Origin of the sequence: Flavobacterium sp. EDS, assembly GCF_020991525.1 — a bacterium.
Classification (GTDB): domain Bacteria; phylum Bacteroidota; class Bacteroidia; order Flavobacteriales; family Flavobacteriaceae; genus Flavobacterium.
This window is the reverse complement of sequence record NZ_JAJMOZ010000004.1, coordinates 312,085-337,995: the sequence shown is the minus strand read 5'-3', so window position 1 is coordinate 337,995 and position 25,911 is coordinate 312,085. Positions and strand designations below refer to the sequence as shown.

The window sequence follows — 25,911 nt, the reverse complement described above, 5'->3', positions numbered from 1 at the left end:
TAACTTTTTCAAACAAACACATGGAATATTAAAAAAACCAAAATGAAAGATAACAATATAACTACGTAAAAGACAGACACATAACTAAAAACAACAAACATAAGGAGTCAATTTTGTTAAATTTTCAACCCAAGATTTCACTGATTTAAAACAGACAAAAAATCAATACAACTAAATTCTAATTCTGTCTAAAAAGACTTTTAAATTGATATAGTATTCTTTCTAGCAATCGAAGATCTTCAGTTACAATTTCAGCATTTCCTTTCATTTCCTGCTGGAAAGGAATCTTCTTATTATATGATGTTTCTAATCCCTTAGTGAGTGAGATATCCAACAATAGATCTCCATCTTTATCTGGAATAAGTGAAATATTTTTAACCTTACCTCTGATGACACCAAATTCCCTATCTGGAAAATTAAATAATCGAATATTAACTTGTTGTCCTAATTTAATTTTCCCTGAATTCTGAGCCTTCGCTTTGGCTTTGCCAATATATCCTTTTTCGGTATCTGGAATAATCGAAAAAACATTCTCCCCCGAAGTAATTGTTTGATTCTCTGTCCATACTTGTAAAAAAGTAACAACACCTGGAATTGATGATCTTAATGTATAAGCCAACTCCCAATCTTTGATTCCTTTTTTTAACTGATAATAAGATTGCATTAAGCTACGCTCTAAATTCACTTCTTCTTTGGTTCCGCTTATTCTCGTACCCTGACTTGATCTAGAGTTTTCTATAAGTGCCGATTTCAACTGCGATATCGATGAAAGCAACCCTTTATAATTCTTATCTGCCTGGAGATAACTTAACTTTTTATTTTCCAGATCCTGTGTCGAAATAACTCCTTTTGAATATAAAGCTTCGAAACGGCTTACATCATTCTTTTGGAGTTGCAATTCGCTTTCATTAATGCTTTTTTGTTGTTGCAAAATAGCTAATCGCTCTTTAATTTGAGTATGCTCAGACTTTTGAGCATTATTTTCTACTTGAAAAGGCTGTAAGTTTTCATTAAGCTTCCAGGCTGCATAATCTTTTTGAAATACTCCATAAGCACTTTCTAACTCACCAAACTGCATATTATTTAACAGAGCAAAAGGAAACTCTTTATTTCTGTCATTTATATTAAAATTATCTACTGTGTTCTTTAAAATAAAGACGTCTTTATAATTTGCTGCATTTTCAATAATTGCAAGTGGTGTATTTTTTGCCACTTTTTCTTTATCTTTTACTAAAATCGCTTCGATTCTACCTGTAGTTTTTCCCACTAATTTCTCAGGTGGTATAGATGTAGTTATACTTATCTCTGTGCCTACTACATCTGGATATTTAAGAAACCAGGAAACAAAAAATAACATACATATTATAGCAAAGATTAAAACCGTTCCCCATCGTATCATCCAATGTGGCACTCGAGTAAGAATATCTTGCACTTCTTCGCTTCTTAATTCAAATTTTGTGTTGTCTTCTGCCATGTTTTAATTTCCTAATTGCAATTGATTACGAACCAATTCAAAATAATTCCCTTTTTGTTCTACTAATGCTGAATGACTTCCAATTTCGATAATCTTTCCTTTGTCTAGAACAACAATCTGATCAGCATTCATTACTGTACTTAATCTGTGTGCAATTACCACAACCGTTTTGTCTTTGAAAAAAATATCTAATTTTCCCATTATAGCTTTTTCATTATTGGCATCTAATGCTGAAGTTGCCTCATCAAAAAATAACATTTCTGGATTTTTATAAACCGCCCTTGCAATTAATAATCGTTGTTTTTGCCCTGTACTCATACCAACACCTTCTGACCCTATCTTGGTATTATAACCAAGTGGCAAACTAGAGATATATTCTTTTATGTTGGCCACATCTGCAGCATACATCAATCGTTCTTTATCTATTTTATCAACTCCAATTGCTATATTATTAGCAATTGTATCACTAAAAATAAACCCTTCTTGCATAACTGCTCCGATGTTATTACGCCATGCTTTTTGCGAAATATTTTTAAGTTGGGTATTCCCTAAATTAATTTCGCCATTATTAGGCTCATAGAATTTTAGCAATAACTTCATTAAAGTAGTTTTTCCGCTTCCACTGACACCTACAATAGCAGTTACTTTGTGCGCAGGAATAATTAGGTTTAGACTATCTAAAACTGGAATATCTGAACCTAAATATCGATACGACAACTCTTTGATGATTATATCACTATCTTGTGGAACATCTTGTGTCTGATGCTCTTCTTGTTGCACCTCATCTTCTTTATCATGGATTTCGGATAAACGAGCTAATGATATTTTTGCATCTTGTACTTCTCGTACAAACTCAATAAGTTGGGTAATGGGTCCATTTAAACTTCCTACAATAGAACTTATAGCCAACATCATCCCAAGTGTAATCTGACCATCGATTACCAATTTTGCCGAAAGGAAAATTATAAAAATATTCTTTAATTCATTAATAACTGATGACCCTATTGTTTGTGTTTGCTCTAAAACCAATCCTTTTATAGAAACACGAAACAGCCTTGCCTGTACATATTCCCATCCCCATCTTTTTTGCTTTTCGGCATTATGCAGTTTTATTTCCTGCATTCCGTTTATAAGTTCCATAACTTTACTTTGCTCCTGACTAACCTCAGAGAATCGCTTATAATCAAGTTCTTCTCTTCGTTTTAAGAATAAGGTTATCCATCCGAAATACAATATACTTCCCGCAAAAAACACTAAGAATATCTGAAGATTATAATAAGCCAAAACGCCACCCATTATAATCATATTGATTACTGAGAACAATACATTTAACGATGAAGTGGTAAGAATTCTTTCTATACGACGATGGTCGTTTATTCGTTGCATGATATCTCCTGTCATCCTCACATCAAAAAATGAGATTGGCAAATTCATTAACTTAATGAAGAAATCCGAAATTAAAGAGATATTTATTCGTGTGGATAAATGCAATAATATCCAACTCCTTATAAGTTCCAATCCTGTCCTTCCTGCAAAAAGAAAGAGTTGCGCAAACAGAATTAAATAAATAAAATGTATGTTTTGATTTTGTATTCCAACATCGACAATACTCTGGGTAAGAAAAGGAAAAATAAGCTGCAACAAACTACTCGCTAGCAAACTTATACTCAACTGAATTAAAAACGATTTATATCGTAAAACATATTGCGATAACAATCCAAATCCTAAGCCTTTTTTATCTTCTTTATCAAAGTCTGATTGAAAAAAGCGCGGAGTAGCCTCTAACAATAAAGCGATTCCTTCTTGTGTAGAATTATCTGCATTATTTCCTATCCAAAATTTAATAAAGTCTTTCTGATTATATTCTATCAATCCAAAGGCTGGATCTGAAATATAATAAACCCCTTTTTTTATTTTATAAAGGACAACATAATGTTCTTTGTTCCAATGCAAGACACAAGGCAACGGAGCTTCTTCTAAACTTTGCACATTCAGCTTTACCCCTAAAGTTCTAAAGCCAATTTTCTCAGCTGCATCGCTTAAAAATAACAAATTACTCCCTTCTCGTGTGGTCTCACTATAATCACGTAGCTCTTGGATATTTATGGACTTTCCATAATACTTGGCTATAATTTTCAAACAGGTAGGTCCGCAGTCCTTAAAATCTGCTTGTATATAATTTGGGAATTTTTTCAATTTTAAATCTTGTTTTACAAGGACAATATAGCATTTTTTTTCACAACCTAATATAAAATAATAAAGAGGAAATTACATCCTCTTTATCATCTTTTCCAATAAGAATAAACTAACTCTTAACAAATTATAATTTTATTTTAGAAATATATTTAACAACAAACTCCTAAAACATTTATGACTCGTCGTTTAAATTAAAACCTTGATCAAGTCCTTTACTTAAGGCTCAATCGGTGGATCTATAAGCTCTATACGACAAGGAGGCGCACAAGATCTATGATATCTTTTACATGTATTTGTAGAAGGATCAATACAATCCATCAAACCTCCTTGAATACTTTTTTGCTCATTTTTAGTTAATTTCTGAGCTCCTTCTAAATTTAAAATAGCTTTTAACATAATAAAATAACTTTTAGAATTAATTAATAAAAACATCAATATTTCCTACAACGAGCATAATTTTCAAAAAACAATCTTGCTAAAATAAACAGTACATCCTTTGATTTTTTTGCTCATTACTATATTAGTTTTCCGTAAACCCGTTTGAATATCCTAACAGGAATTAACTTAAGCGTTCAACGCTTTAACAAAATGTAGTGAAAACTAAACTTGGCATTCAATATACTTACAATCAGGATATGCAATACCATCTTCAGGACAACAAACCTCCCAGTTTGTTTGCCCTCCTTGAATACTTTTTTGCTCATTTTCAGTTAATTCTTGAGCACCTTTTATTTTTGAAATATTCTTTAACATGATATATCTATTAGAATTGAACAAATTGAATTAACAAGGCACACAACGCCATTCTAATTCACCCTCTACTAATACTTTACGTGCGCAAAATCCAGTTTCGCAAATAGGAGCGCCACCTGCACTAATCATTTTTTGTTCATTTTTGGTTAGCTTATGAGCTCCTTCTAAGTTTAAAATTGTTTTTAACATGATATATAATTTTAGGTTAATACTACACTATAGTGACTAGAACTAGACACTTATATTCTTATTTATTACAACATACATGCAGTTCCTCTTGGTACGCACACACATTCTACATCTGGACAGCAAAGAATAACACATGCACCACCATTAACAACTTTTTGCTCATTTTTAGTTAACTCTTGAGCGCCTTTTAGATTTAAAATACTTTTCAACATAATTGATTTTTTTTTTAAAATATGATTATTTAAAACTTACTTTTATTTTGTTTTCAACTACTTTATTGTCCATTGCAAGGAACACATCTCCCCATAGCGTTATCTGCCCAACAATATTCTACACCACCAACTGGCGCACAAGTATCCTTAGGTTTTTCTGTACCTCCTTTAATTGCCTTTTGTTCAATCTTCGTTACTTTTTGAACTCCTTTTAGATTTAAAATATCTTTTAGCATAATTTATTATTTTAGGATTTATTACCGCTCCATTCTATTTTAACAGAATCGAAGCTATTTAACGGTTATTTAAAAAAATTAAATACAAAGATCAGATGGTCTTCTGCATGGCCCTCCTTCAAAATATTGACATGTACCACTTGGACAAAATTTACCTGGTTCAGGAACCCATCCTCCGTTAATATCCTTTTGCTCATTTTTAGTTAATTCCTGAGCACCTTTTAATTTTAAAATCGATTTTAACATAACTGATATTTTTAAAATTTGATTAATATTTTACTATTTTTAAGGATATTTTAATTAAATAATAAGGAAGATTATGATTAATTAAAACTATCGTTTAAATTATAATTTCCTAACAAGGAGCCATCATAATTGAACATTGATTATCTCCAATATACATCGGTCTATAATTACGATTATATCTCTTGCAAGATTCTTCATCTAGATTTAGGATAACATAAGAATTACATTCTCCATCTGGTGGAATTTGCCCACCATTAATCTCTTTTTGCGCATTTTTAGCTATTCTTTGAACTCCTTCTAAATTTAAAATATTCTTTAACATAATTTGGTTTTTGATTTTATTAATACTTTGATTCATTTGAAAACATTTGAAATTTAAGATTCTATTTAATTACATAAATTCCTAAATTTCCATGCAAACAGTATTTGGTGGAGCACATACACATATATTCTGATTAGGACAGCATACGATACTTTCTCCAGCTTGACATGTTTTAGCACCTCCATTAATAGATTTTTGCTCATTTGCAGTCAATACTTGAGCTCCTTTTAATTTTAAAATTGATTTTAACATGATTTGGTTTTTTGATTTTGTTATTACTTCAATCATTTTAAGACACTTGAAGCTTGTGTCTATATTTAAAAACTAAGACATAAAAAGTAAACCTATGTCTAGTCTGAGATGATTAACACTCGGCATAACTATTTGGCCTACAAATCTCATTAAACCTACAATCAGATACACATTTACTTCCTGTTGGACATGAACCATCAAGGTTACAAGCTCTACCTCCATGAAAAGTTTTTTGCTCACTTCTTGTTAATTCTTGTACTCCTGCTAAATTTAAAATGGTTTTTAACATAATGTTTTTTTTGAATTTGTTAATATTTCTAATCATTTTAAGACAAATAAAGCTATGTCATTACTTGTAAGAATTCCATAAGCATTTTTACATATACACTAAAGAATCCCTCTCTATTGTTTCGTTGTTTTCTAAAATATCATTAATAAAATATTTCAGTTCACTTAATTCATATTCACTTGGATATAGCCTTGTGTTTAAAATTTTTACTGGTGTATAATTAAATTCATTTTGTGAACACCAATCATATTGCTCTTGAATTTGCTGATTAACTTTCATAGAAATGGAATCGACAGTCCATTTTTTTAGCCATAGCTCCAATCCCATTTTTTTTATGTGCCAATCAGATATTGCCTCTACAATATTTTCCTGATTAACATTATTAATCATTAACAACCTCTCTACAACAACTTTATAAGGGTTTTGATTATTATCAGGGTTAATATTAAAAAGCACATTTAAAGATATTTTCTCTGGAAATTTCCAAATTAATTCAAATGCTTCTTGAAAGGCCTTATGGCAATGTCCACAACTCGGACTTATTATTATAGAAATTTTCGCTGTAGCATTACTATTACCAAAATGTATTCCTTCTAATTTATCGAACCCTTCTAGCGTAGTAATCTCTTTAGATAAGAATTCAAAGAGAGTAAAGTTCCTTCTAAACTTAGTTAAGTTCTTTACCGATTCCTCTGCTTTTAATCTAGCTTCAATAACTGGTTTTACCACAGACCATAATAACGAAACAACGATTAAAGAAAACAAATATTGAAAAAGATTGGTCAATGTAAAATTCACTCTAAAGCCTGATTCATAAGCCCATACTATTCCTTGAATTATCATTAAAGTAGCAATAGACAAACACAATACACACCATTTTTTCACTTGAAATTTCTGAACCCAAATAGAATATACAATCACTGGCAAAGCCATTAAACTCAGAAAACCAACAAGAAAAGAATTTGTTGACCCTATTAATATTGCTAGTACCGAAGTCATAAAAAAGAGTAACGGTAAATCTGAAAAGCTTAACCATTTGTTAGCCCCTTCATTGTCTGATTTAATAACAGATTCACAAGAAGTACTTGGATTAATATTACACAACTTAGAAACAATCTGATTATCGATACCAAATTTCTCTTGAACAATAAAAACACTAATTAACAATCCTAACAAGGAAGTAATTAAAAGACCATAGTCATATATTTTATAATCATTATAGAAACTAGATAACACAATTAATGCTAAAAATAAAATACCGTATTTTAACCACTTAGGGTTTTCACTTACGATTTTTTCTTCTTGAGCTTCATTTGCCTCTATTGCCAATACCACACCATTCCAACCCTCTGAAAAATCATCAATCGCTAATGTAACTCTCTTTCCTTTTTCTGTTTCAATCACAACAGAAGATTCTGTTTTATCAACCAGAACTAGATCATTATTAAAAATTGCTAGAAAAGAATTAGGTAATTCATTCAATTGTTCTTTTGGAACTTTTATAACAATATTATCTATTGATAATGTATTTAATGAATCTGTAATAGCAAAAAGACTTGGATAGTTGGGATGCGAAAGGAACAGATCCTCGAACTCCTTTTTAGCGTTTAAAAAATTATTCAATTCAAGGTACTTGTCAACTAATTTAATCATGGTGATAATCTTAATTATTACGAAAAGGAACATCACAAATATTACTAATCTTTCAGATAAAAAAAGTTAAATTTTCAATTTTATAAAAAAAATGAATACATAATTTATAAATAGTTAAGCATTTTAAACACGCTTAATTAAATATAAATCAGATATTTACAGAAATCAAAAACGAGAAAACATTACCAAAACTACAATCCAAATTATCACAATAGCTTTTACCTAATTTTGATATTCTAACAAATAAACATATGAAAAAGTCTGCCTTAACATTGAACGATTTTAAAAAAAATGAACTTCCGAAAAAACATTACAAAATGGTTATTGGAGGTGAAGAACCAATAACAGATCCTACTACAGATCCTAAAATGATAGCAAGTATTATCCCGCCAGGAACAGTGAGACCTCCTGGTCAAACTTAGTAGAGGAATAAATTAGAAACTACAGTTTTACCCTCAGAATTCTGTAGTTTCTAGTTTTTTAGTAAACTGAGTTGGTGTTACTCCAGTTCTTTTACTAAAGGATTTTGTAAAAGAAACTGCATTTTTAAAACCTACACTCTCGGCAAGCGCCTGAGTTGAATATTTTCTATATTTTGGATTCGCTATTAATTCGTTGATAACATAATTAATCTTTAATTCATTTGAATATTCACTAAAAGTTTTACCAAACCTCTTATTTACAACATAAGATAAATAACTGGTGTTTGTCTTAATTTTCTTAGCTACAGATTGTTGAGTGAAATCTGAATTTAGATAATAAAACTTCTTTTCTAACTGTTTTAATTTTTCGAATATTTCTTCTTCTTTCTCTGAATCTAAATTCATTTTAGCAACCATTTTAGGCACACTATCTATAACGACTTCAGTCTCATTTATTACTTCTGGAATTGTATTGTTCAACTCTAATCTTTGTTTATACTCTTCGATTAAAGCATTTACTTTTCTGTCTGTTTCTCTTTTTTTCTTAATACTTTTTACGTACAAAACAACCAAAACAACCACCAGTCCTACAAGAATAAAAATCATCAAATTCCAAAATCTAATTTTATTCTGATTTTTAGACTGAAGCTCTTCCATCTCTTTTTTGACATTCACATTACCCAATCGAAAATTAATTTCTAAAGCTTCATTATCAATTTTTGACTGAATGGTCTCGAACTTATCAAAGTATTTTTCAGAATATTTTAATGCTTCTTGAGGTTCATTTTTGATGGTATAAATCTTGGCTAAATAGTAATTAGAGTTAATATAATACAAGTCATCTACCTTGGTAAGGTTATATATAGAATCTACTTTTTTGAAAAAATACAATGACTTATCGTATTCTTTTGTTTCAAAGAATAAACTTCCCAGATTGTAACTAGCAGAAAATAACTCGGGAAGTAATTTATTCTCTTCACTAAACAACAAGACATCATAATATATCTTTTCAGCATTAGCCAAATCATGCTTCATAAAATAAATATTCCCTAAACTCATTTTAGAATTTAGTTTTGTATTTAAATAGTTATTAGAATATAAAATTGCTTTTGTGTAGTACTGTTTTGCTGAATCTAAAAGCTTCGGATTAGAATAATTTTTCCCGTAAGCCTTCTCAAAGGCTCGTCCTAAATTAAAATTAATATTACTCTTGTAGTTTGTGAATTTTTCTTCCGAAAATGAATATTTAATCTTATCTGTTATTTTATTTGACTCTTTGAGAGATAAAATTGCAACCTTATAATTTCCTACTTCAACATTGATTAATGAAATATTCATGTAGAATTTGACCATTCGTATTAAATCATTCTCCTTCTTAGCAATATCCAAACCTTTTTCAAATTTATCAAAAGCGGCTTTCAGATTATTTTTCCTCCAGTCTATAAGTCCTCCATAATTTAATAGATCACTATTCAATATGCTTTTTTCTTTTGATTGCTTTAGTTTTCCTAAAAACACAAAAGCTTGCTGGTAATACTTATTTGATTTAACACTATCTCCTTTAATTTGAAACAAATATGCTTTGGCTCCACTTGCAAAACCTTTATGCAAATAGTTACCCGATTTCTCTATTTTATTTACAAAAACAAGAGCACTATCTGCATTAGAGTTTGTATATAACCTCACTTTATCTTGTAATAAAACATATTTTTTATTGCTTAATTCCGAATTTTTCTGAGAAAAAACGGCACTTGTAATAAAAAGAAATAGGAGGCATTTAACAAATTTCATTAACTTTTTAATTTTGAATTATTCCAAATTTAGTGCAATAATACCAATAAGCAAATAATAATTTACAGCAGAAAATATAAAATAATCACAATTTTATTCTGATTATTATTTATAAATCCTTAAAAAATATAACAATTTACTTTTGTTTTGTTATATCTATATTGTGTAAATTTGTTTTTGAAAAAAAACATAAATTATGAAACCAGACCTATTTCAAGCACCAGATTATTATAACCTAGACGACTTATTAAGCGACGAACATAAACTCGTAAGAGATTCAGCCCGAGCATGGGTAAAAAGAGAAGTATCTCCTATTATCGAAGAGTTTGCGCAAAAGGCAGAATTCCCAAAACAAATCATAAAAGGCTTAGGAGAAATAGGTGGTTTCGGCCCTTATATACCTGTAGAATATGGTGGAGCAGGACTAGATCAAATTTCTTACGGTTTAATTATGCAAGAAATTGAACGTGGTGATTCAGGAGTTCGTTCAACTTCATCTGTTCAATCATCATTAGTAATGTATCCTATTTGGAAATACGGAAACGAAGAACAAAGAATGAAATATTTACCTAAGCTTGCCACTGGTGAATTTATTGGTTGTTTTGGATTAACGGAGCCTAATCATGGTTCTGACCCTGGAAGTATGATTACCAACTTCAAAGACATGGGAGACCATTACTTATTAAACGGGGCAAAAATGTGGATATCAAATGCTCCATTTGCTGATATCGCTGTAGTTTGGGCCAAAAATGAAGAAGGCAGAATACATGGTTTAATTGTTGAACGTGGCATGGAAGGATTTACAACGCCAGAAACTCACAATAAATGGTCACTTCGAGCATCATCTACTGGAGAATTAATATTTGACAATGTAAAAATCCCAAAAGAAAACCTATTACCAAATAAATCTGGATTAGGAGCTCCTTTAGGATGCTTAGATTCGGCTCGTTACGGAATCGCATGGGGTGCAATTGGCGCCGCAATGGATTGTTATGACACTGCTCTAAGATATGCCAAAGAAAGAATCCAATTCGACAAACCAATAGCAGGAACTCAATTACAACAAAAGAAATTAGCCGAAATGATTACTGAAATCACAAAAGCACAATTACTAACTTGGCGTTTAGGAGTTTTAAGAAACGAAGGAAGAGCAACAACTGCTCAAATTTCGATGGCAAAAAGAAACAATGTCGACATGGCAATAAACATCGCTCGCGAAGCCAGACAAATATTAGGCGGAATGGGAATTACTGGTGAATACTCAATCATGCGTCACATGATGAACCTAGAAAGTGTTATTACCTATGAAGGAACTCATGACATCCATTTATTAATTACTGGAATGGATATTACTGGGATATCAGCTTTTAAATAGAAATCATCTATTAAAAAATATATAAAATCAATTCAAAAGCTTCTTCTTACCAAGAAGCTTTTTTATATTTGTAAAAAATTACCAGCATGAATATTGAGACTATAAACAATAGCATTCAACCTCAAAAAGACCTACTATTACAGCATCCTTTATATAAAAAAATTCAAAGTATTGATGACTTACATTGCTTTCTAGAAAGTCATGTATATGCAGTTTGGGATTTTATGTCTTTACTAAAAGCACTACAATCAAAACTTACTTGCACAACAACACCTTGGTTCGCCAGCAAAAACCCTGAAACGAGATACCTAATCAATGAAATTGTACTGGCAGAAGAAACAGATCTAAGTATTGATGGCCGTCGCCTAAGTCACTACGAAATGTATCTTGAAGCAATGGAAGATTGTGGAGCAAGTACAAAAAGTATCGAAGGTTTTCTAAATGAAGTAAACTCTTTACAAAATATATTTGTCGCAATTAAACAAAGCCAATTACACCCTAATATTAAAGCCTTCTTAGACTTTACTTTTAGAGTAATTGAAGAAGGTAAACCACACGAAATTGCCGCAGCTTTTACTTTTGGAAGAGAAGATTTGATTCCAAATATGTTTACTGCAATTTTAAGAAATTTTCAAGAAAACTTTCCTGACACAGATTTAAGCAAGCTTATATATTATTTTGAAAGACATATTGAACTTGACGCAGATGAACATGGCCCTATGGCAATGAAAATGATTACTGATTTATGTGAAAACAATCCGAAAAAATGGTCTGAAGTTCAAGAAATATCTATCCTCTCTCTAGAGAAAAGAATTGGATTGTGGAATGCTATTGAAGAAAAAATTAGCATAAAAATTGAAATGGTGTAAAAACCAAAATAGTATTTTTAGCGTAAGTATTATTGAGAACTACGAATATCTTAATAACCCTATTATGAAAAATGCATTCAAAATAATACTTACACTTTTAATAGCAATCCCTACCATTAGCTGTGATTCTGAAAGCGAAACACCTAAAACACCTACAGCTATTGTCCCACCTGTTATTACAACACCACCTCTCGTTGCAAAAACAATAAATTATTTAGCCCTTGGCGATAGCTATACCATTGGTCAAAGCGTATGCGAAACTTGTAACTACCCTGAACAATTACAACGCAACCTGTCGAATACATACCCAACAACATCTTTTTCGCTAAAAATCATTGCAAAAACAGGCTGGACAACCTCCAACTTATTGTCGGCTATTAAGACTGAGAATCCAAGCTCAAATTACGATTTAGTAACATTATTAATAGGAGTTAACAATCAACTTCAAAATACCCCTTTTTCTGTATACGAAAAGGAATTCCCTGAATTGGTAAGCAAAGCTGTTTTTTTAGCAAAGGAAGAAAAATCTAATGTTATCGTTATTTCTATACCCGACTATGCTTACACTCCTTTTGGGCAATCGCCATTATCTGATAACAAAAAAATCTCATTAGAAATAGACAAATACAATGCGTTTGCAGAAAATTATTGCAAAACCAATAACATCCAATTTGTCAATATAACTGATATTACGCGACAAGGGTTATCCAATCCTAGTTTAGTTACTCAAGACGGATTACATCCTTCAGAATCTGCATACACCTTATTTGTTGAACGCATATTGCCTATAGCAAAACTTGCTATAAATTAAAAAGGCGAGAAAAATTTTCTCGCCTTTTTAATTATTTTTTAATATTCTGGGGCCAATTCTAGCTCTAACCCTTCTAAACTTTCTGTTATTGGAATTTGACATCCCAAACGACTATTAGGCTTAACATAAAAAGCTTCTGAAAGCATCGCCTCTTCTTCATCTCCCATTTCTGGCAATTCTACATCATTTAGTACATAACACTGACAAGATGCACACATCGCCATTCCACCACAAGTTCCTTCTACAGGAAGCTCATAAGCTTTACACAGCTCCATTACATTCATTGCCATATCAGTTGGAGCCTGAAGTTCATGAACAACTCCTTCTCTATCTTTGATCTTTATTAATACATCCATTTTTAAATTATCCGAATTTTGATTATTAACGCATTTTAAGAAAACAAAAATACATTATCTTTTCAAAATACTAATTGCTACGTTTAAAAGAAAATGCATATTCTTTCGAATTATCCTTTAACTGCATTTTTAATCCTATAATATTGTCTTTATTAAGTATTGTAGCCAATGCAACAACCGAAAAATAATCATTTCCGTTCTGAAAAATAAGAGTACCTTCATACGTAGCATTAACAATACCCTGTTTATCTGTTGTTGATCTTATTTTTCGAGGATGTGAAAACTCTGCACTTGTATAACTTTGTTTGTTTCTAAACTTGGCTCTTCCTTCTGAGAGGTTATACAAAAAGTCATAACTAGTAATTCTGAAACTAGCTTCATCAGATTCAGATGTAGGCGAAATAACTATCTGACCTGTAAATTTAAAGTCAGACCATTCTTCATATTCATTAACCCAAGCTTTATCTACATATAGATTTTCACTGATTTGTTGCGCATAAGTAGAAGAAGTAAAAATTAACAGAACTATTAGTTTAAAATAATTATTCATAAATATTAAGGTTTGAGGTTATAGCGCAAATTTAAGTTAAATTTTTACTAAATACCACTGAAAACCTTCTAATTCTTAACACTTTTTTTTACCAAAACTAACTTAATCTGTTATTTAAATGATTATTCGTTAATTTAAACATCATTTTCTTATTAATTAATTTAATTTCAAAATGAAAACAACCTCATTTTGTAGATATACCACTAAACTTCAAAAATAGCTATACAAATGCCAAAACATTCACATTAACACTAGTGATTACCTAAGATAAACCAAAAAAGAGAAAATCATTTTAACTATAGAAAACCACTACAATTACATAATATTTACCACAGTTTCTATCTGTGGAGCAAATTTTTTGATTGTAGTTTCTACTCCTGCTTTAAGTGTCATTTGATTTACACTACAGCTTGTGCAGGCTCCTTCAAGACGAACCTTAACATGTTTATCATCTTCTATAGAGACCAATGTTATATCTCCACCGTCTGAATTCAAAAATGGTCTGATTTCATCTAGAGCTTTTAAAACATTGCTTGTTAATTCTTCTGTTGTCATAATTTTAATATTCAATTAGAGAAAGAGGCAATTAAAAAATGTATCAATTAGATAATTAGAAGAATTATAAATCAAAAAGGCTAAACTCTCTAATTTTACAAAACTGCTAATTATCTAATATCTTAATTATCTAATTTTTCTCATTATCTAAATTATCTAATTTATCTAATTTATTTTTTCTTTACTGCAGAACATCCTGCCATTGTTGTAATTTTTATTGCTTCGGTAGCAGGCAAACTTTCATTACGATTTACCACTTCTTGCACAACGTTTCTAGTAATCTCCTCAAAAACAGTTTCGATAGCTGATGCTGTTTGTAGAGCTGCAGGTCGACCGTAATCCCCAGCCTCACGAATAGACTGTACGATTGGAACTTCTCCTAAAAACGGGACACCTAAATCTTCTGCTAAATTCTTAGCTCCTTCTTTTCCAAAGATATAATATTTATTTTCAGGTAATTCCTCTGGTGTAAAATAAGCCATATTTTCTATAATACCTAAAACAGGCACATTGATGTTATCTTGCATAAACATCGAAACTCCTTTTTTAGCATCTGCTAAAGCTACAGCTTGCGGAGTACTTACTACAACCGCTCCAGTTATAGGAAGTGATTGCATGATTGAAAGATGAATATCACCAGTTCCTGGAGGTAAATCAATTAACATAAAGTCTAATTCTCCCCAATCAGCATCAAAAATCATCTGATTTAAAGCTTTAGAAGCCATTGGACCTCTCCATATTACTGCTTGACTTGGCGCAGTAAAAAATCCAATAGAAAGTATTTTAACTTCATAACTTTCAATAGGCTTCATTTTTGACTTTCCATCAACTAAAATTGAAACTGGTTTTTCCGCTTCTACATCAAACATAATTGGCATAGATGGCCCATAGATATCAGCATCTAATACTCCAACTGAAAAACCCATCTTAGCTAATGTAACAGCTAAATTTGCTGTTACTGTCGATTTACCAACTCCTCCTTTTCCAGAGGCTACAGCAATAATATTTTTAATACCTGGTATTGCACGACCTTTAATTTCGTTTTTCTCAGGTGTTTCAACTTTAATATTTACTTTAATTTTTGCATCTGCAGAAACTAACTCATGAATTGTTTTTTTAACATCGTCCTCTGCACGTTTTTTTATGTGCATCGCTGGTGTGTGCAAAACTAAATCAACTACAACCTCATCACCAAAAGTTATAACATTTGCAACTGCTCCACTTTCAACCATATTCTTGCCTTCTCCAGCTATAGTAATCGTCTCTAAAGCTTTAAGGATTTCTTTTCTGTCTAATTTCATTTTAACTTACTATTTTCTATTGACAATAATCGCTTCAAAAACTATATTAATTTAAACCGATTTCGGATTACAAAGATAACTGATTAAGTTCTTATTCTAACGGTTTTAAATTGGATTTATTGATAGGTTAATCGTTTGAAGTTATTGCTAAATCATTTTTCACGAATAATAAAACATTTCACTAACAAGAGATTTATTTTTTTCAAATTGCAAAATCAAGTATTCAATGATATATAAATATAATATTATTAAATATAGCAATTAAATTTTCCCTACCTTTATTAATACATTGAGTGCCAGACTTTTTTTAACATGTCACCGTATTAATCAAATAATTATGAGAAAAATTACTTTATTATCCGCAATCCTAATGTTGGCATTTTCCTTGACTTCATTTAACTCCAACAAAAAACATATTTTATTTGATGAGTACCCTCCATTTTTTAATGTTCATAAAGAAACTAATAACAGCAAAACAATCACCGGAATTAACAATGCTACAATTGCTTCTTTCTTTAAAAACTATCCCAAATTCAGCACTTATCAATCTGATGTAGATCAGCTTTATAAAAGTCGAAATTATAAAATGATATGGTATGACAATAATGAACTTATAGAATTTGCTCATTTGTTATATCAAAAAGTAAACATGCTTGAAAAAGAGGGAGTAAAATCGACTGTACCATACAGAGATCAAATTGATTTTATTTTTAACGAAACCGAAGCCAATAAGCCTTCACAATCCGACACAGAATTATTACTAACTTCTTTATATGTCTTTTACACTAACAAAGTCTATGAAGGACTTGACGCAAAACAAGTTCAGAATTTAGGATGGTTTTTACCCAAAAAAAGCATCTCTTATGACAAATTATTAGATTCTTTATTAGTTGATCCGAAGTTATTAGATAAAGGAAAAATAGGCTTATTTAGTCAATATTATAAATTACGTGATGTTTTAGACAAATACCGTAAAATTCAAAAAACCAATGATTGGGAACCAATAACTATGGATCCATCAATACAAATACTAAAACCTCTTGATAGCTCAAAAACTATTGGACAAATCAGACATCGTTTAGTGGTTCTTGGAGATTTAAAACAAGACTCCAAAAGAAATGTATACGACCAAGAACTAATGGATGCTGTTTTAAATTATAAAAGAAAATATGGTTTAGCATTAAATTACAAAATTGATGCAGAACAAATTAGTCAGATGAATGAGCCTATCGAGGACCGCATAAGAACAATTATGCTAAATATGGAACGTTGCCGATGGATTCCTGCAGAATTAGAAAAAGGTAAAGAATATGTAATGGTAAATATTCCTTCTTACCATTTAGTTTATGTAAAAAACGGAGCTTACGAATTGGTTTCGGATGTTTTTGTTGGATCTAGACTTAACAAAACAGTAATTTTTAGTAGCAAAATGGACCGAATCGTATTTAGCCCATATTGGACAGTTCCGCAAAGTATTGTCAAAAATGAGCTAAGGTCTTTAATAGCTTCTGATAAGAATTATTTAAAAGACCACAACATGGAGTGGTTCAACGGTACTATCAGGCAAAAGCCAGGGCCAAATAATTCTTTAGGATTAGTAAAATTCTTGTTTCCGAACCCAAATGACATCTACATGCATGATACTCCTGCCAAAAGTTTATTTCTTGCTCAAGACAGAGCTTTTAGTCATGGTTGTATAAATGTTCAAAAAGCAAAAGACCTTGCAGTTGCCATCCTGAAAGATTATCCAGACTGGCCTATTGATCGTATTGATAATGCTATGAGTGGAGAAAAAGAAACTGTTTGCATGCTAAAAAACAAAATACCTGTTTATATTGGATACTTTACGGCTTGGGTAAATGATGCAGGCGAAATCAGTTTTTACAAAGATGTATATGATAGAGATAGTAGTTTATCCTCACTATTGTTTCCTGACAAAACAGTTAACTAACAATTCATCAAGCTAAAACATAGTTTACAAATAATTACACTTTACCAATTATTCTATATTATTTGGTTCAAAAAAAAAGACCCGACCAGCGATTACACTGTCGGGTCTGGAACCAAAACTCAATTCTAATTAATTGCTCAGATTAATTATTCGTATTTAAGATATTTAAGTATATCTATCTTAGTTATTTGATATGCTTTTGCCAAAACGATTACCAAAGTTAACAAAAGCAACACAACCAATGCAACAATAAATGGCAAGAATGAAACATCAATCCTAAAAGCAAAATTCTCCAACCATTTATTAAGTAAAAAATAGGCAGGAAAGATTCCTATTACAAAGCCTATAAGGCAAAAAAGCACATATTGTTTCGACAATTCTTTAAGTAAAGCATCTGTTTCTGCGCCAAGTGTTTTTCTGATTGCAATTTCTTTCAACCTTCTTTCCATTGAAAATGATGCTAATGCAAATAAACCGAAAATCGCAATAATAATCACAATAACATTAAGTACAAAAAACAAATTTTTCTGTTTTATCTGCTCATTATATGTTTTTGCAAATGCCTTATCTACAAACTGATAATTAAAAGGATAATCAGGATTGATATTCTTTTGCCAGTAAGTCTCTAATTTAGACAATGTTTCAGTCAAGTTCTCAGGTGAAACTTTTACATATATATTCTCTAAATTATCCCATTTTAAGGTTTTAATATTGACAAAAACCATCGGTGGAACTTTATTTTTAAAACCTAGAATATGAAAATCTTTTACCACACCTACAATCTTAAATTTTAAATTGCCATCTTTATTTCCCCAACCAGAACTAATTACCGTATTTATGGGGTTTTTAAGATTTAACATCTTAGCACAAGTTTCGTTTATCAACCAATTATTTATTGTATCTAATGCATATTGAGGCGATAAATCTCGTCCTTGACTCATCTTAATTTTCATCATTTCAAGAAAACCAAAATCCATTGTTACATTTTGAGGTTGAACAAAAATGCCATTGTGCTTAAATCCTGAACTTGAATTCGCTCCTTGACCAAAGGAACCCGCAAAAGTAGAAACATGTTTAACGCCAGTTATTTTCATCAATTCATCTCTGGTCGTAAAATACTTTTCTAATCTTTTTTCTTGGTCTTTATAATTAAATGAAATACTAATTACTTGACTTCCGCTGAAACCTAAATCTTTATTCATCATATAACTTACTTGAGAATAAACAACTAATGCTCCTATGATAAAAAAGGCTGCAATTGTAAACTGAAAAATCAACATCGAATTCCTAATCCAGATACCACTTTTACTCCTCGAAAAATTCCCTCTTAAAACTTTTAATGTTTCAAAATTAGCCACATAAACAGCAGGAAATATACCCGCCAGAATAATTACAATAACAAAAATAATGATGATTTGCAGATAAAATTCAGCCCCGTGCATCGCAAGTGTTTTACCCAAAAAGTCATTAAAAAAAGGCAAAGAAAGCTCTACAATTGCTAACGCCAAAAGAATAGCGAAAACAACAATTATTGCTGTTTCGAATATAAACTGCCAGATAATTTGAGATTTATTTGCTCCAACAATTTTTCGTACACCAACTTCTTTAGCTCGTTTAATTGCTGATGCTGTTGCTAAATTAATATAGTTTACTAAGGATAATGCCAAAATAAGTCCAGACAAACCTACCATAATATACAATAACTGCAAATCCCCTCTACCTTCTGGATAACTCCCTCCAATCCTAGAACCTATGCCATAAAGTCGAGCCTCTTTTAGCCGATCCAAAATAATAGTAATAACTCCATTATCTTTCACATATTGCTCAACAGTCTGTCCATTTTCTTTCGCATCTTTCATTGTTCGGTTAACGAAATCCACATGTTGCATTTTCTTTAAAACACTTGCGGCATCTGTTCCTTTTTTCACCTTTATACAAAGCGAATGACTAAAGTTCCCCCAATGATCCATTTCATACTCTTTCAAAAGCCCTCCGAAAACATAATTAGGTTCAACAGAAGATGGTCTCATGATTTTATAAACTGCTTTTACAATAAAAACATTTCCATCCTTGACAAGAGTTTTCCCTATAGGATCTTCATTTTTAAAAACCACTTTTGCTTCGTCTTCCGAAATGGCAACACTATTTTTCTCTTTAAGAATATCTTTTTTAGCACCTTTAACAATTGGAAATGGAAATATTTCAAAAAAATCGTAATCAGCAACTATGATTTTTTTACCCATCCATTTTTGATTGTTATATTTGAGTATATCTTCATAATACCAACTATCAAAAAAAGTAATATTTTCAATTTCAGGAATTGTAGCCTTACATGTTACTCCAAAGGGAACTGGACTTGAATTCCATATATTCTCTGTTGCGCCATCTATACTATTAAGAACCTGATATACATTCTCCTTCTCAGGATTCCATTGATCATACGAATTCTCATTGTTCCAATATAAAATTGCAAAAATAACTCCTGCAATTCCTATGCTTAATCCTAATACATTTAAAAACGAAAACAGTTTGTTTTGCTTTAAATGATAAACAAATATTTTTATCCAGTTAAATATCATCTTATTTATGATTTAGTTTGATTGATTGATTGATTTAAAATGTTTTATAAAAACAATGTTTTACAAAATTCTATCACTACTATAATTACTATTGTTATCAATTTTATCATGATTTCTATACTTTAAAAACATCTACATTTCTTTGATTTAATTTTTCCGAAAAAATAATCCCATCTTTCATGTGAATTGTTTTTTGAGAAAAAGATGCGTCGTAATCCGAATGCGTTACCATAAGTATTGTTGCTCCTTTGGCATGCAGATCAGTTAAGAGCTCCATAACTTCGTTACCATTTTTACTATCTAAGTTTCCTGTTGGCTCATCTGCCAAAATAATCTTAGGATCATTTACTAAAGCTCTTGCAACTGCAACACGTTGTTGCTGTCCTCCTGAAAGCTGTTGCGGAAAATGTTTTAATCGATGAGAAATATTTAACTTCTCTGCAATTGCTCCTACTTTTTGTTTTCTATCAGACACCTTCACATTATTGTAAATTAAAGGCAGCTCTATATTATCATAAACTGATAGCTCATCGATAAGATTGAAATTTTGAAAAATAAATCCAATATTTTCTTTACGTACATTAGCTCTTCCTTTTTCTTTAAGTCCAACCATTTCGTTATCCAATAATTTATAACTTCCACCGCTTGCACTATCCAAAAGCCCGATTATATTAAGCAAAGTAGATTTTCCACAACCCGAAGGCCCCATTATTGTTAAGAAATCACCTTTTTTTATCTTTAAATTAATTCCGCTTAACGCTGCTGTTTCTACTTCTTCCGTTCTAAAAACTCTAGTTAAATCTTGTATTGTTATCATATCTTTTAAAATATTTGTTGTTATTGATTGTATTTTTTGATTGATGATTGAATGTTATATTTTATAAAATGTAAACCGAGATTGAATGCTAGTTTACTTCGAACGTATCGAAAGCTCTTCCATATCTTTATAATCTAGATAAGAAGATACTATGACTTTTTCACCTTCTTTTAACCCGCTTAAAACTTCATAATATGAAGGATTTTCTCTTCCTAATTTTATTGTTCTTTTCTCTGCTTTATTTCCGTTTACAACAAAAATCCATTTTCCTGCTGTCTCCTGATTAAAGCTTCCTTTTGGCAAAACAAGGATTTTATTTCTTTCAGATAAAATTAATTTTATTCCAAAACTTAATCCATCCTGTAAAGCAATTTTATCTTTAGAAATAAAATTTAATTCAACGGAAAAATGACCGCTTTTAACCTCTGGAATTACCTTTGTCACAATTACTTCTAAAGTTTTCCCCTGATAATCAACTTGCCCTTTTAGTCCTTCGCGCATTTTTTCTAAATAAAATTCATCTACTTCAGCTACCAATTTATAACCTTGTCTAGAATCTATTCTACCGATACTTTCTCCCGCTTGAAATGTCTTTCCTAAAACGGGTTGAAATGAAGTTAACCTTCCTGATTCTGGCGCCGTTATTAAAAAGTTCTTTTTATTATTCCTTAAAATATCCAGACTCTTTTCCATCGTTTGAATCGAACGATTGATTTGTGAAATCTGCAATTGATTCGTTTGTTTCTCCTTTTGAATACTTTGTTGAATTGTTTTTCTTCGTTCATCCTGAAAACGCAAACTTTCTTTAAATGCATTCCAATCATTTCTAGAAATCACATCTTTATCATACAATTTCGAATTCATATCGTACAAACGTTTTGCATCATTATAATCATGCTCTATCGCAACTAAATCTTTAGTCAAATTCAGCTCTTGATTTCTAATATTTAATTTCCCAGTATTCAGATTATTAATCTGCTCTATGATTGCTGTTTCTTGTGTAAGATAATTAAGTTCAGTATTCGGATTATACAATCGAGCCAATGATTGCCCTTTAATAACTGTTGCTCCATTTTCAACAAATATTTCTTTAACCGATCCTCCTTCAGTTACATTGACCAACATCACATTCAAAGGTTCAACTTTTGCCTGAAAAACCATAAAATCTTCAAAGAAATCTGTTTCGACCGTTTTTATAATCAATTCATCTCCCTTCACATTAAGGGTTCTTTTTTTGTTAAAAGAAAAAAAGACTACAATTGCCAATGCTAAAAAAGCTCCGATTCCTATTGCCAAATACCTAATTTTTTTACTTTTACGAGGAATTACTTTATCCATGTGTTCTAATAATTTACTGATTACCAATAGGTAAATATTGTGCCAAAAGAATTAAAATCTATAAAGTGTTGATTTATAAAGCAGTTTCAAAACCATCAAAAAAAGTAGTGTTCGATAATGAACAGTTGACCGTTCATAACCGAACATAAAAACATATCATGCGAAAAAAACAAGCCAATATATTAGTTGTCGATGATCAGGAAGAAATTCTTTTTTCAGTAAAAATGATTCTAAAAAAACAGTTTGAATCTATTTTTACTACAAACGACCCAAAAAAAATCATCTCTCTTTTATCCGAAAATCCAATTGATGTTGTTTTATTAGACATGAATTATCGTATTGGTTTTGAAGATGGCCGCGAAGGAATTCATTGGCTAAAAGAAATCAAGTTACTATCTCCACAAACTGTTGTTATTTTGATGACTGGTTTTGGAAAAATAGAAACTGCTGTAGAAGGCATAAAAATAGGTGCCTTTGATTATGTTTTAAAACCTTGGAACAATGAAAAGCTATTAACGACAATTGATAATGCGGTTAATGAAAGTCGAAAAAAATCAAAAAAACTAATCGTAAAAACGGAAGAAAAAAGATATTTCACCGGAACTTCTGATAAAATAAAGCGAGCCTATACAATTGCCGATAAAGTTGCTAAAACAGATGCCAACGTACTAATTTTAGGAGAAAACGGAACGGGTAAATTTGTTTTTGCACAACATATCCATCAAAATTCGCAACGAAAAGACAACCCTTTTGTTCATGTAGATTTAGGCTCTTTAAGCGATAATTTATTCGAAAGCGAACTATTTGGTTATGCCAAAGGAGCATTTACAGATGCTCAAACCGATACTCCGGGACGATTTGAAACTGCTTCAGAGGGAACTATTTTTCTAGACGAAATAGGAAATATCCCTTTGCACTTACAAGCGAAGCTATTGCACGTTTTACAAACCAAATCGGTCACACGCTTAGGCGAAAGTAAAGCCAGACCTCTAAACGTACGCATAATAGCGGCTACTAATAGCGATATCAAAGCCGAAGTAATAAACAAAACATTTCGTGAAGATTTATTGTATCGCATCAATACCATGGAAATTACTTTGCCTGCTTTGCGCGAGCGAAAAGACGACATTGTACCAATGGCTGAATACCTTCTTAATCAAATTGGAGAAAAATACAATCAACCTGATATAGTCTTTGATGATAACGTTGCCAAGTATTTAGAAAAATATCCTTGGAAAGGAAACGTGCGTGAGATGGAAAACAAAATTGAAAGAGCTTTAATTCTATCCGAAAATAATATCATTACTGTAAATGATTTAGACATCCTTGATTTTGAAGACATTCTGATTGATGACGAAAATCCTTTATCTGAGATGGAGAAAAATGCTATTGAAAAATCTTTACTTAAGAACAACAGAAACATTAGCAAAACTGCCGAAGAACTAGGATTATCCAGAGCTTCTCTTTACCGAAGAATTGAAAAATATGGTTTAAAAAATATCGAATAATGAAAAACTGGAAATTTTACAACCTCTTATTTTTACGTGTTTTTATTGTTATAATCATCCTTTTTAGTTCGTTGTATCTTGCACAAAAGGAACTGTACCACAATAGCATATTGGTAGGTGTTGCTCTTATTATTGCTCTAATAGAAATGTATTCTTTTATCAAAGCAAAAATGAGCTTTTATGACAAAACAATTCTCTCTATTCTTCAAAATGACTACTCGACCAATTTTCCTAAAGAAGAAAAAAAAGGCAGTTTCAAGAACCTCGCTCTATTATATGATACTTTAAAAGAAAAGCAACAAGAACAAACATCAAAAGAATTAATTTATCGTTCTATTTTAAACAATATAGATACTGCCACTTTAATTCTGGAAAAAGATAATAACGATTGGAATATCTTCTTAATGAATGATTATTTCTCTTCCCTATTTAATGTACCCAAAGTAAGTCATTGGAGTTACCTTAAAAATCACCTTCCATCATTGTGCGACGAAATTGAAAACACTCATTTTAGCGAATTAAAAACAGCTATCAGCGTTAAGATTGAGCAACAGGATTTACAAACTTTTACGCTCCAGACCTCGCTTACAAAATCATTAAATAAAGAATACTTTATTATCTTGCTAGACAGCATACAGCGTGTTATTGACAAAAAAGAAAAAGAAGCCTGGATTACCTTAATGAAGGTTATCTCACACGAATTAATGAATTCCTTAACTCCAATTCGTTCGCTTTCGCAAAATTTACTTCAAATAATTGATCAGGAAAAGCTTGAAGAAGATGATTTTGAGGACATCAAAAATAGTATATCGACTATTATAAACCGTAGTGATCATTTACAGGTTTTCGTAGAAAATTATCGAAAACTAACTATGTTGCCTACTCCAAATAAAATCCCAACATCGATTAATTCTCTTTTTACTGATTGTTTAAAAATCATGTCGCCAATTTTAAAGGAACAAGGAATTGAATTGATAAACAGTATCAACAGTTCCCGTAACATCCTCATTGATAAAAGTCAAATGGAACAAGTTATTATCAACTTGATTACCAATAGTATTTTTGCTTTAAAAGAAAGACAAGAGAAAAAAATATTCTTATCGGCATTGACCGAAAACAATCGTTTTTTTATTACAATATCCGACACTGGGAAAGGAATTGACCCTGAAATAAGAAATAAAATATTCCTTCCCTTTTTTACAACCCGAAAAGAAGGTGCAGGAATAGGGCTTACGCTTTCAAAGAATATTATTGAAGCTCACGGTGGCTATTTAACCTACCAAGCCGATGAAAACAGAACGAATTTTGTGATTTGCCTGATTACATCCTAAAAACGGTTTGAAGTCACAGTTTGAAGTCACAATCACAATCACAACCTGAAATTTGAAACTTAAAACTTGAAACAAAAATAAACAGTCGCAGTTTACGGTCTCAGTCGAAAACCTGAAACTTAAAATTATTCGCAAAAAAATTTTAACTGGAAACTGGAACTGAAAACTGAATTCATCACATTTTAAATAGACTAAATCTCTATTGCTGGTTGCCAAAAATGCTTTTCAAAATCTACAATCTGATTGTCTTTGACTTCGATACCTTCATTTTCGAGTAATTGCTGCATTAGGTTGGTTCCGTCAAAATGATGTTTGCCACTTAACAATCCTTTTCTATTTACTACACGATGCGCAGGTACATCATCCCTATTATAGCAAGCATTCATTGCCCAACCTACCATTCTTGCTGAACGTGAAGTTCCTAAAGCCTTTGCAATAGCACCATACGATGTTACTTTCCCGTACGGAATCTGTCTTGCAATTACATATACCCTTTCGAAAAAATTATCCTCTGCCATGGCTTTATTTTTAAGTA

Annotated in this window: 27 protein-coding genes; 7 read left to right on the top strand and 20 right to left on the bottom strand. The window is 31.1% G+C overall.

Features of this window, described 5'->3' with window-relative positions:
• Window positions 1-178: 178 nt before the first annotated feature.
• The 11 genes from LPB87_RS08695 to LPB87_RS08645 all read right to left on the bottom strand — a co-directional run bounded on the left by LPB87_RS08695 (window position 179) and on the right by LPB87_RS08645 (window position 7,822).
• A complete protein-coding gene (locus LPB87_RS08695) occupies window positions 179-1,474 on the bottom strand; it encodes an HlyD family efflux transporter periplasmic adaptor subunit (protein WP_230605760.1) in 1,296 nt (431 codons plus the stop codon).
• Window positions 1,475-1,477: 3 nt separating this feature from the next.
• Window positions 1,478-3,670, bottom strand: a complete 2,193-nt coding sequence (locus LPB87_RS08690; protein ID WP_230605757.1) for a peptidase domain-containing ABC transporter — start codon at window positions 3,668-3,670, stop codon at window positions 1,478-1,480.
• A gap of 216 nt (window positions 3,671-3,886) precedes the next feature.
• The gene (locus LPB87_RS08685; protein ID WP_129540052.1) at window positions 3,887-4,066 is read right to left on the bottom strand and encodes a hypothetical protein; all 180 of its coding nucleotides are present in this window, start codon (window positions 4,064-4,066) and stop codon (window positions 3,887-3,889) included.
• Window positions 4,067-4,270: 204 nt separating this feature from the next.
• Complete coding sequence (locus tag LPB87_RS08680) at window positions 4,271-4,423, bottom strand: hypothetical protein (protein ID WP_230605754.1); 153 nt, start codon at window positions 4,421-4,423, stop codon at window positions 4,271-4,273.
• Between the two features lie 30 nt (window positions 4,424-4,453).
• On the bottom strand, window positions 4,454-4,612 hold the full coding sequence (locus LPB87_RS08675; protein ID WP_164998717.1) for a hypothetical protein: 159 nt from the start codon (window positions 4,610-4,612) through the stop codon (window positions 4,454-4,456).
• Between the two features lie 274 nt (window positions 4,613-4,886).
• Window positions 4,887-5,060, bottom strand: coding sequence for a hypothetical protein (locus LPB87_RS08670; RefSeq protein ID WP_164998719.1), 174 nt, complete (start codon window positions 5,058-5,060; stop codon window positions 4,887-4,889).
• A gap of 78 nt (window positions 5,061-5,138) precedes the next feature.
• Window positions 5,139-5,306: a hypothetical protein gene (locus LPB87_RS08665; RefSeq protein WP_164998720.1), complete on the bottom strand. Its 168-nt coding sequence runs from the start codon at window positions 5,304-5,306 to the stop codon at window positions 5,139-5,141.
• A gap of 109 nt (window positions 5,307-5,415) precedes the next feature.
• The gene (locus LPB87_RS08660) at window positions 5,416-5,664 is read right to left on the bottom strand and encodes a hypothetical protein (RefSeq protein WP_230605751.1); all 249 of its coding nucleotides are present in this window, start codon (window positions 5,662-5,664) and stop codon (window positions 5,416-5,418) included.
• Window positions 5,665-5,709: 45 nt separating this feature from the next.
• Entirely contained in the window at window positions 5,710-5,880 is a 171-nt protein-coding gene (locus tag LPB87_RS08655; RefSeq protein WP_164998721.1) for a hypothetical protein, read from the bottom strand.
• Window positions 5,881-5,992: 112 nt separating this feature from the next.
• Window positions 5,993-6,169, bottom strand: coding sequence for a hypothetical protein (locus LPB87_RS08650; protein ID WP_230605748.1), 177 nt, complete (start codon window positions 6,167-6,169; stop codon window positions 5,993-5,995).
• 87 nt (window positions 6,170-6,256) lie between these two features.
• Window positions 6,257-7,822 (bottom strand): vitamin K epoxide reductase family protein, encoded by a 1,566-nt coding sequence (locus LPB87_RS08645; protein ID WP_230605745.1) that lies wholly within the window; start codon window positions 7,820-7,822, stop codon window positions 6,257-6,259.
• 251 nt (window positions 7,823-8,073) lie between these two features.
• Here LPB87_RS08645 and LPB87_RS08640 point away from each other — a divergent pair, with 251 nt between their 5' ends.
• The gene (locus LPB87_RS08640) at window positions 8,074-8,244 is read left to right on the top strand and encodes a hypothetical protein (protein ID WP_164998723.1); all 171 of its coding nucleotides are present in this window, start codon (window positions 8,074-8,076) and stop codon (window positions 8,242-8,244) included.
• A 33-nt stretch (window positions 8,245-8,277) separates the two neighbouring features.
• Here LPB87_RS08640 and LPB87_RS08635 read toward each other — a convergent pair whose 3' ends face one another.
• Window positions 8,278-10,035, bottom strand: coding sequence for an AraC family transcriptional regulator (locus tag LPB87_RS08635; protein ID WP_230605743.1), 1,758 nt, complete (start codon window positions 10,033-10,035; stop codon window positions 8,278-8,280).
• Window positions 10,036-10,231: 196 nt separating this feature from the next.
• Between LPB87_RS08635 and LPB87_RS08630 the strand changes: the two genes are divergently transcribed.
• The 3 genes from LPB87_RS08630 to LPB87_RS08620 all read left to right on the top strand — a co-directional run bounded on the left by LPB87_RS08630 (window position 10,232) and on the right by LPB87_RS08620 (window position 13,090).
• The gene (locus LPB87_RS08630) at window positions 10,232-11,410 is read left to right on the top strand and encodes an acyl-CoA dehydrogenase family protein (protein ID WP_230605740.1); all 1,179 of its coding nucleotides are present in this window, start codon (window positions 10,232-10,234) and stop codon (window positions 11,408-11,410) included.
• Window positions 11,411-11,496: 86 nt separating this feature from the next.
• Window positions 11,497-12,279, top strand: a complete 783-nt coding sequence (locus LPB87_RS08625) for a DUF3050 domain-containing protein (protein ID WP_230605738.1) — start codon at window positions 11,497-11,499, stop codon at window positions 12,277-12,279.
• A gap of 64 nt (window positions 12,280-12,343) precedes the next feature.
• The gene (locus LPB87_RS08620) at window positions 12,344-13,090 is read left to right on the top strand and encodes an SGNH/GDSL hydrolase family protein (protein ID WP_230605736.1); all 747 of its coding nucleotides are present in this window, start codon (window positions 12,344-12,346) and stop codon (window positions 13,088-13,090) included.
• A gap of 38 nt (window positions 13,091-13,128) precedes the next feature.
• Here the strand turns inward: LPB87_RS08620 and LPB87_RS08615 are convergent, their stop codons facing one another.
• The 4 genes from LPB87_RS08615 to LPB87_RS08600 all read right to left on the bottom strand — a co-directional run bounded on the left by LPB87_RS08615 (window position 13,129) and on the right by LPB87_RS08600 (window position 15,852).
• The gene (locus LPB87_RS08615; protein ID WP_129540061.1) at window positions 13,129-13,446 is read right to left on the bottom strand and encodes a 2Fe-2S iron-sulfur cluster-binding protein; all 318 of its coding nucleotides are present in this window, start codon (window positions 13,444-13,446) and stop codon (window positions 13,129-13,131) included.
• Window positions 13,447-13,516: 70 nt separating this feature from the next.
• Window positions 13,517-13,996, bottom strand: coding sequence for a hypothetical protein (locus tag LPB87_RS08610; RefSeq protein ID WP_230605733.1), 480 nt, complete (start codon window positions 13,994-13,996; stop codon window positions 13,517-13,519).
• A gap of 315 nt (window positions 13,997-14,311) precedes the next feature.
• Entirely contained in the window at window positions 14,312-14,551 is a 240-nt protein-coding gene (locus tag LPB87_RS08605; protein WP_039113776.1) for a NifU family protein, read from the bottom strand.
• Window positions 14,552-14,721: 170 nt separating this feature from the next.
• Entirely contained in the window at window positions 14,722-15,852 is a 1,131-nt protein-coding gene (locus LPB87_RS08600) for an Mrp/NBP35 family ATP-binding protein (protein ID WP_129540063.1), read from the bottom strand.
• 337 nt (window positions 15,853-16,189) lie between these two features.
• Here LPB87_RS08600 and LPB87_RS08595 point away from each other — a divergent pair, with 337 nt between their 5' ends.
• Window positions 16,190-17,803, top strand: coding sequence for a L,D-transpeptidase family protein (locus tag LPB87_RS08595; protein ID WP_230605731.1), 1,614 nt, complete (start codon window positions 16,190-16,192; stop codon window positions 17,801-17,803).
• Between the two features lie 146 nt (window positions 17,804-17,949).
• Here the strand turns inward: LPB87_RS08595 and LPB87_RS08590 are convergent, their stop codons facing one another.
• The 3 genes from LPB87_RS08590 to LPB87_RS08580 all read right to left on the bottom strand — a co-directional run bounded on the left by LPB87_RS08590 (window position 17,950) and on the right by LPB87_RS08580 (window position 22,537).
• Window positions 17,950-20,382 (bottom strand): ABC transporter permease, encoded by a 2,433-nt coding sequence (locus LPB87_RS08590; RefSeq protein WP_230605729.1) that lies wholly within the window; start codon window positions 20,380-20,382, stop codon window positions 17,950-17,952.
• Window positions 20,383-20,497: 115 nt separating this feature from the next.
• Window positions 20,498-21,199, bottom strand: coding sequence for an ABC transporter ATP-binding protein (locus LPB87_RS08585; protein ID WP_230605726.1), 702 nt, complete (start codon window positions 21,197-21,199; stop codon window positions 20,498-20,500).
• Between the two features lie 93 nt (window positions 21,200-21,292).
• The gene (locus LPB87_RS08580; RefSeq protein ID WP_129540067.1) at window positions 21,293-22,537 is read right to left on the bottom strand and encodes an efflux RND transporter periplasmic adaptor subunit; all 1,245 of its coding nucleotides are present in this window, start codon (window positions 22,535-22,537) and stop codon (window positions 21,293-21,295) included.
• A gap of 158 nt (window positions 22,538-22,695) precedes the next feature.
• Between LPB87_RS08580 and LPB87_RS08575 the strand changes: the two genes are divergently transcribed.
• Together LPB87_RS08575 and LPB87_RS08570 are read left to right on the top strand one after the other, a co-directional pair.
• A complete protein-coding gene (locus tag LPB87_RS08575; protein WP_230605724.1) occupies window positions 22,696-24,045 on the top strand; it encodes a sigma-54 dependent transcriptional regulator in 1,350 nt (449 codons plus the stop codon).
• Window positions 24,045-25,376, top strand: a complete 1,332-nt coding sequence (locus tag LPB87_RS08570) for a HAMP domain-containing sensor histidine kinase (RefSeq protein WP_230605721.1) — start codon at window positions 24,045-24,047, stop codon at window positions 25,374-25,376. The genes LPB87_RS08575 and LPB87_RS08570 overlap by 1 nt, the downstream gene beginning before the upstream one ends.
• A 191-nt stretch (window positions 25,377-25,567) precedes the next feature.
• On the opposite strand, the gene LPB87_RS08565 is transcribed toward LPB87_RS08570, so the two are convergent.
• Window positions 25,568-25,894, bottom strand: a complete 327-nt coding sequence (locus LPB87_RS08565) for an MGMT family protein (protein ID WP_230605719.1) — start codon at window positions 25,892-25,894, stop codon at window positions 25,568-25,570.
• Between the last annotated feature and the right edge of the window lie 17 nt (window positions 25,895-25,911).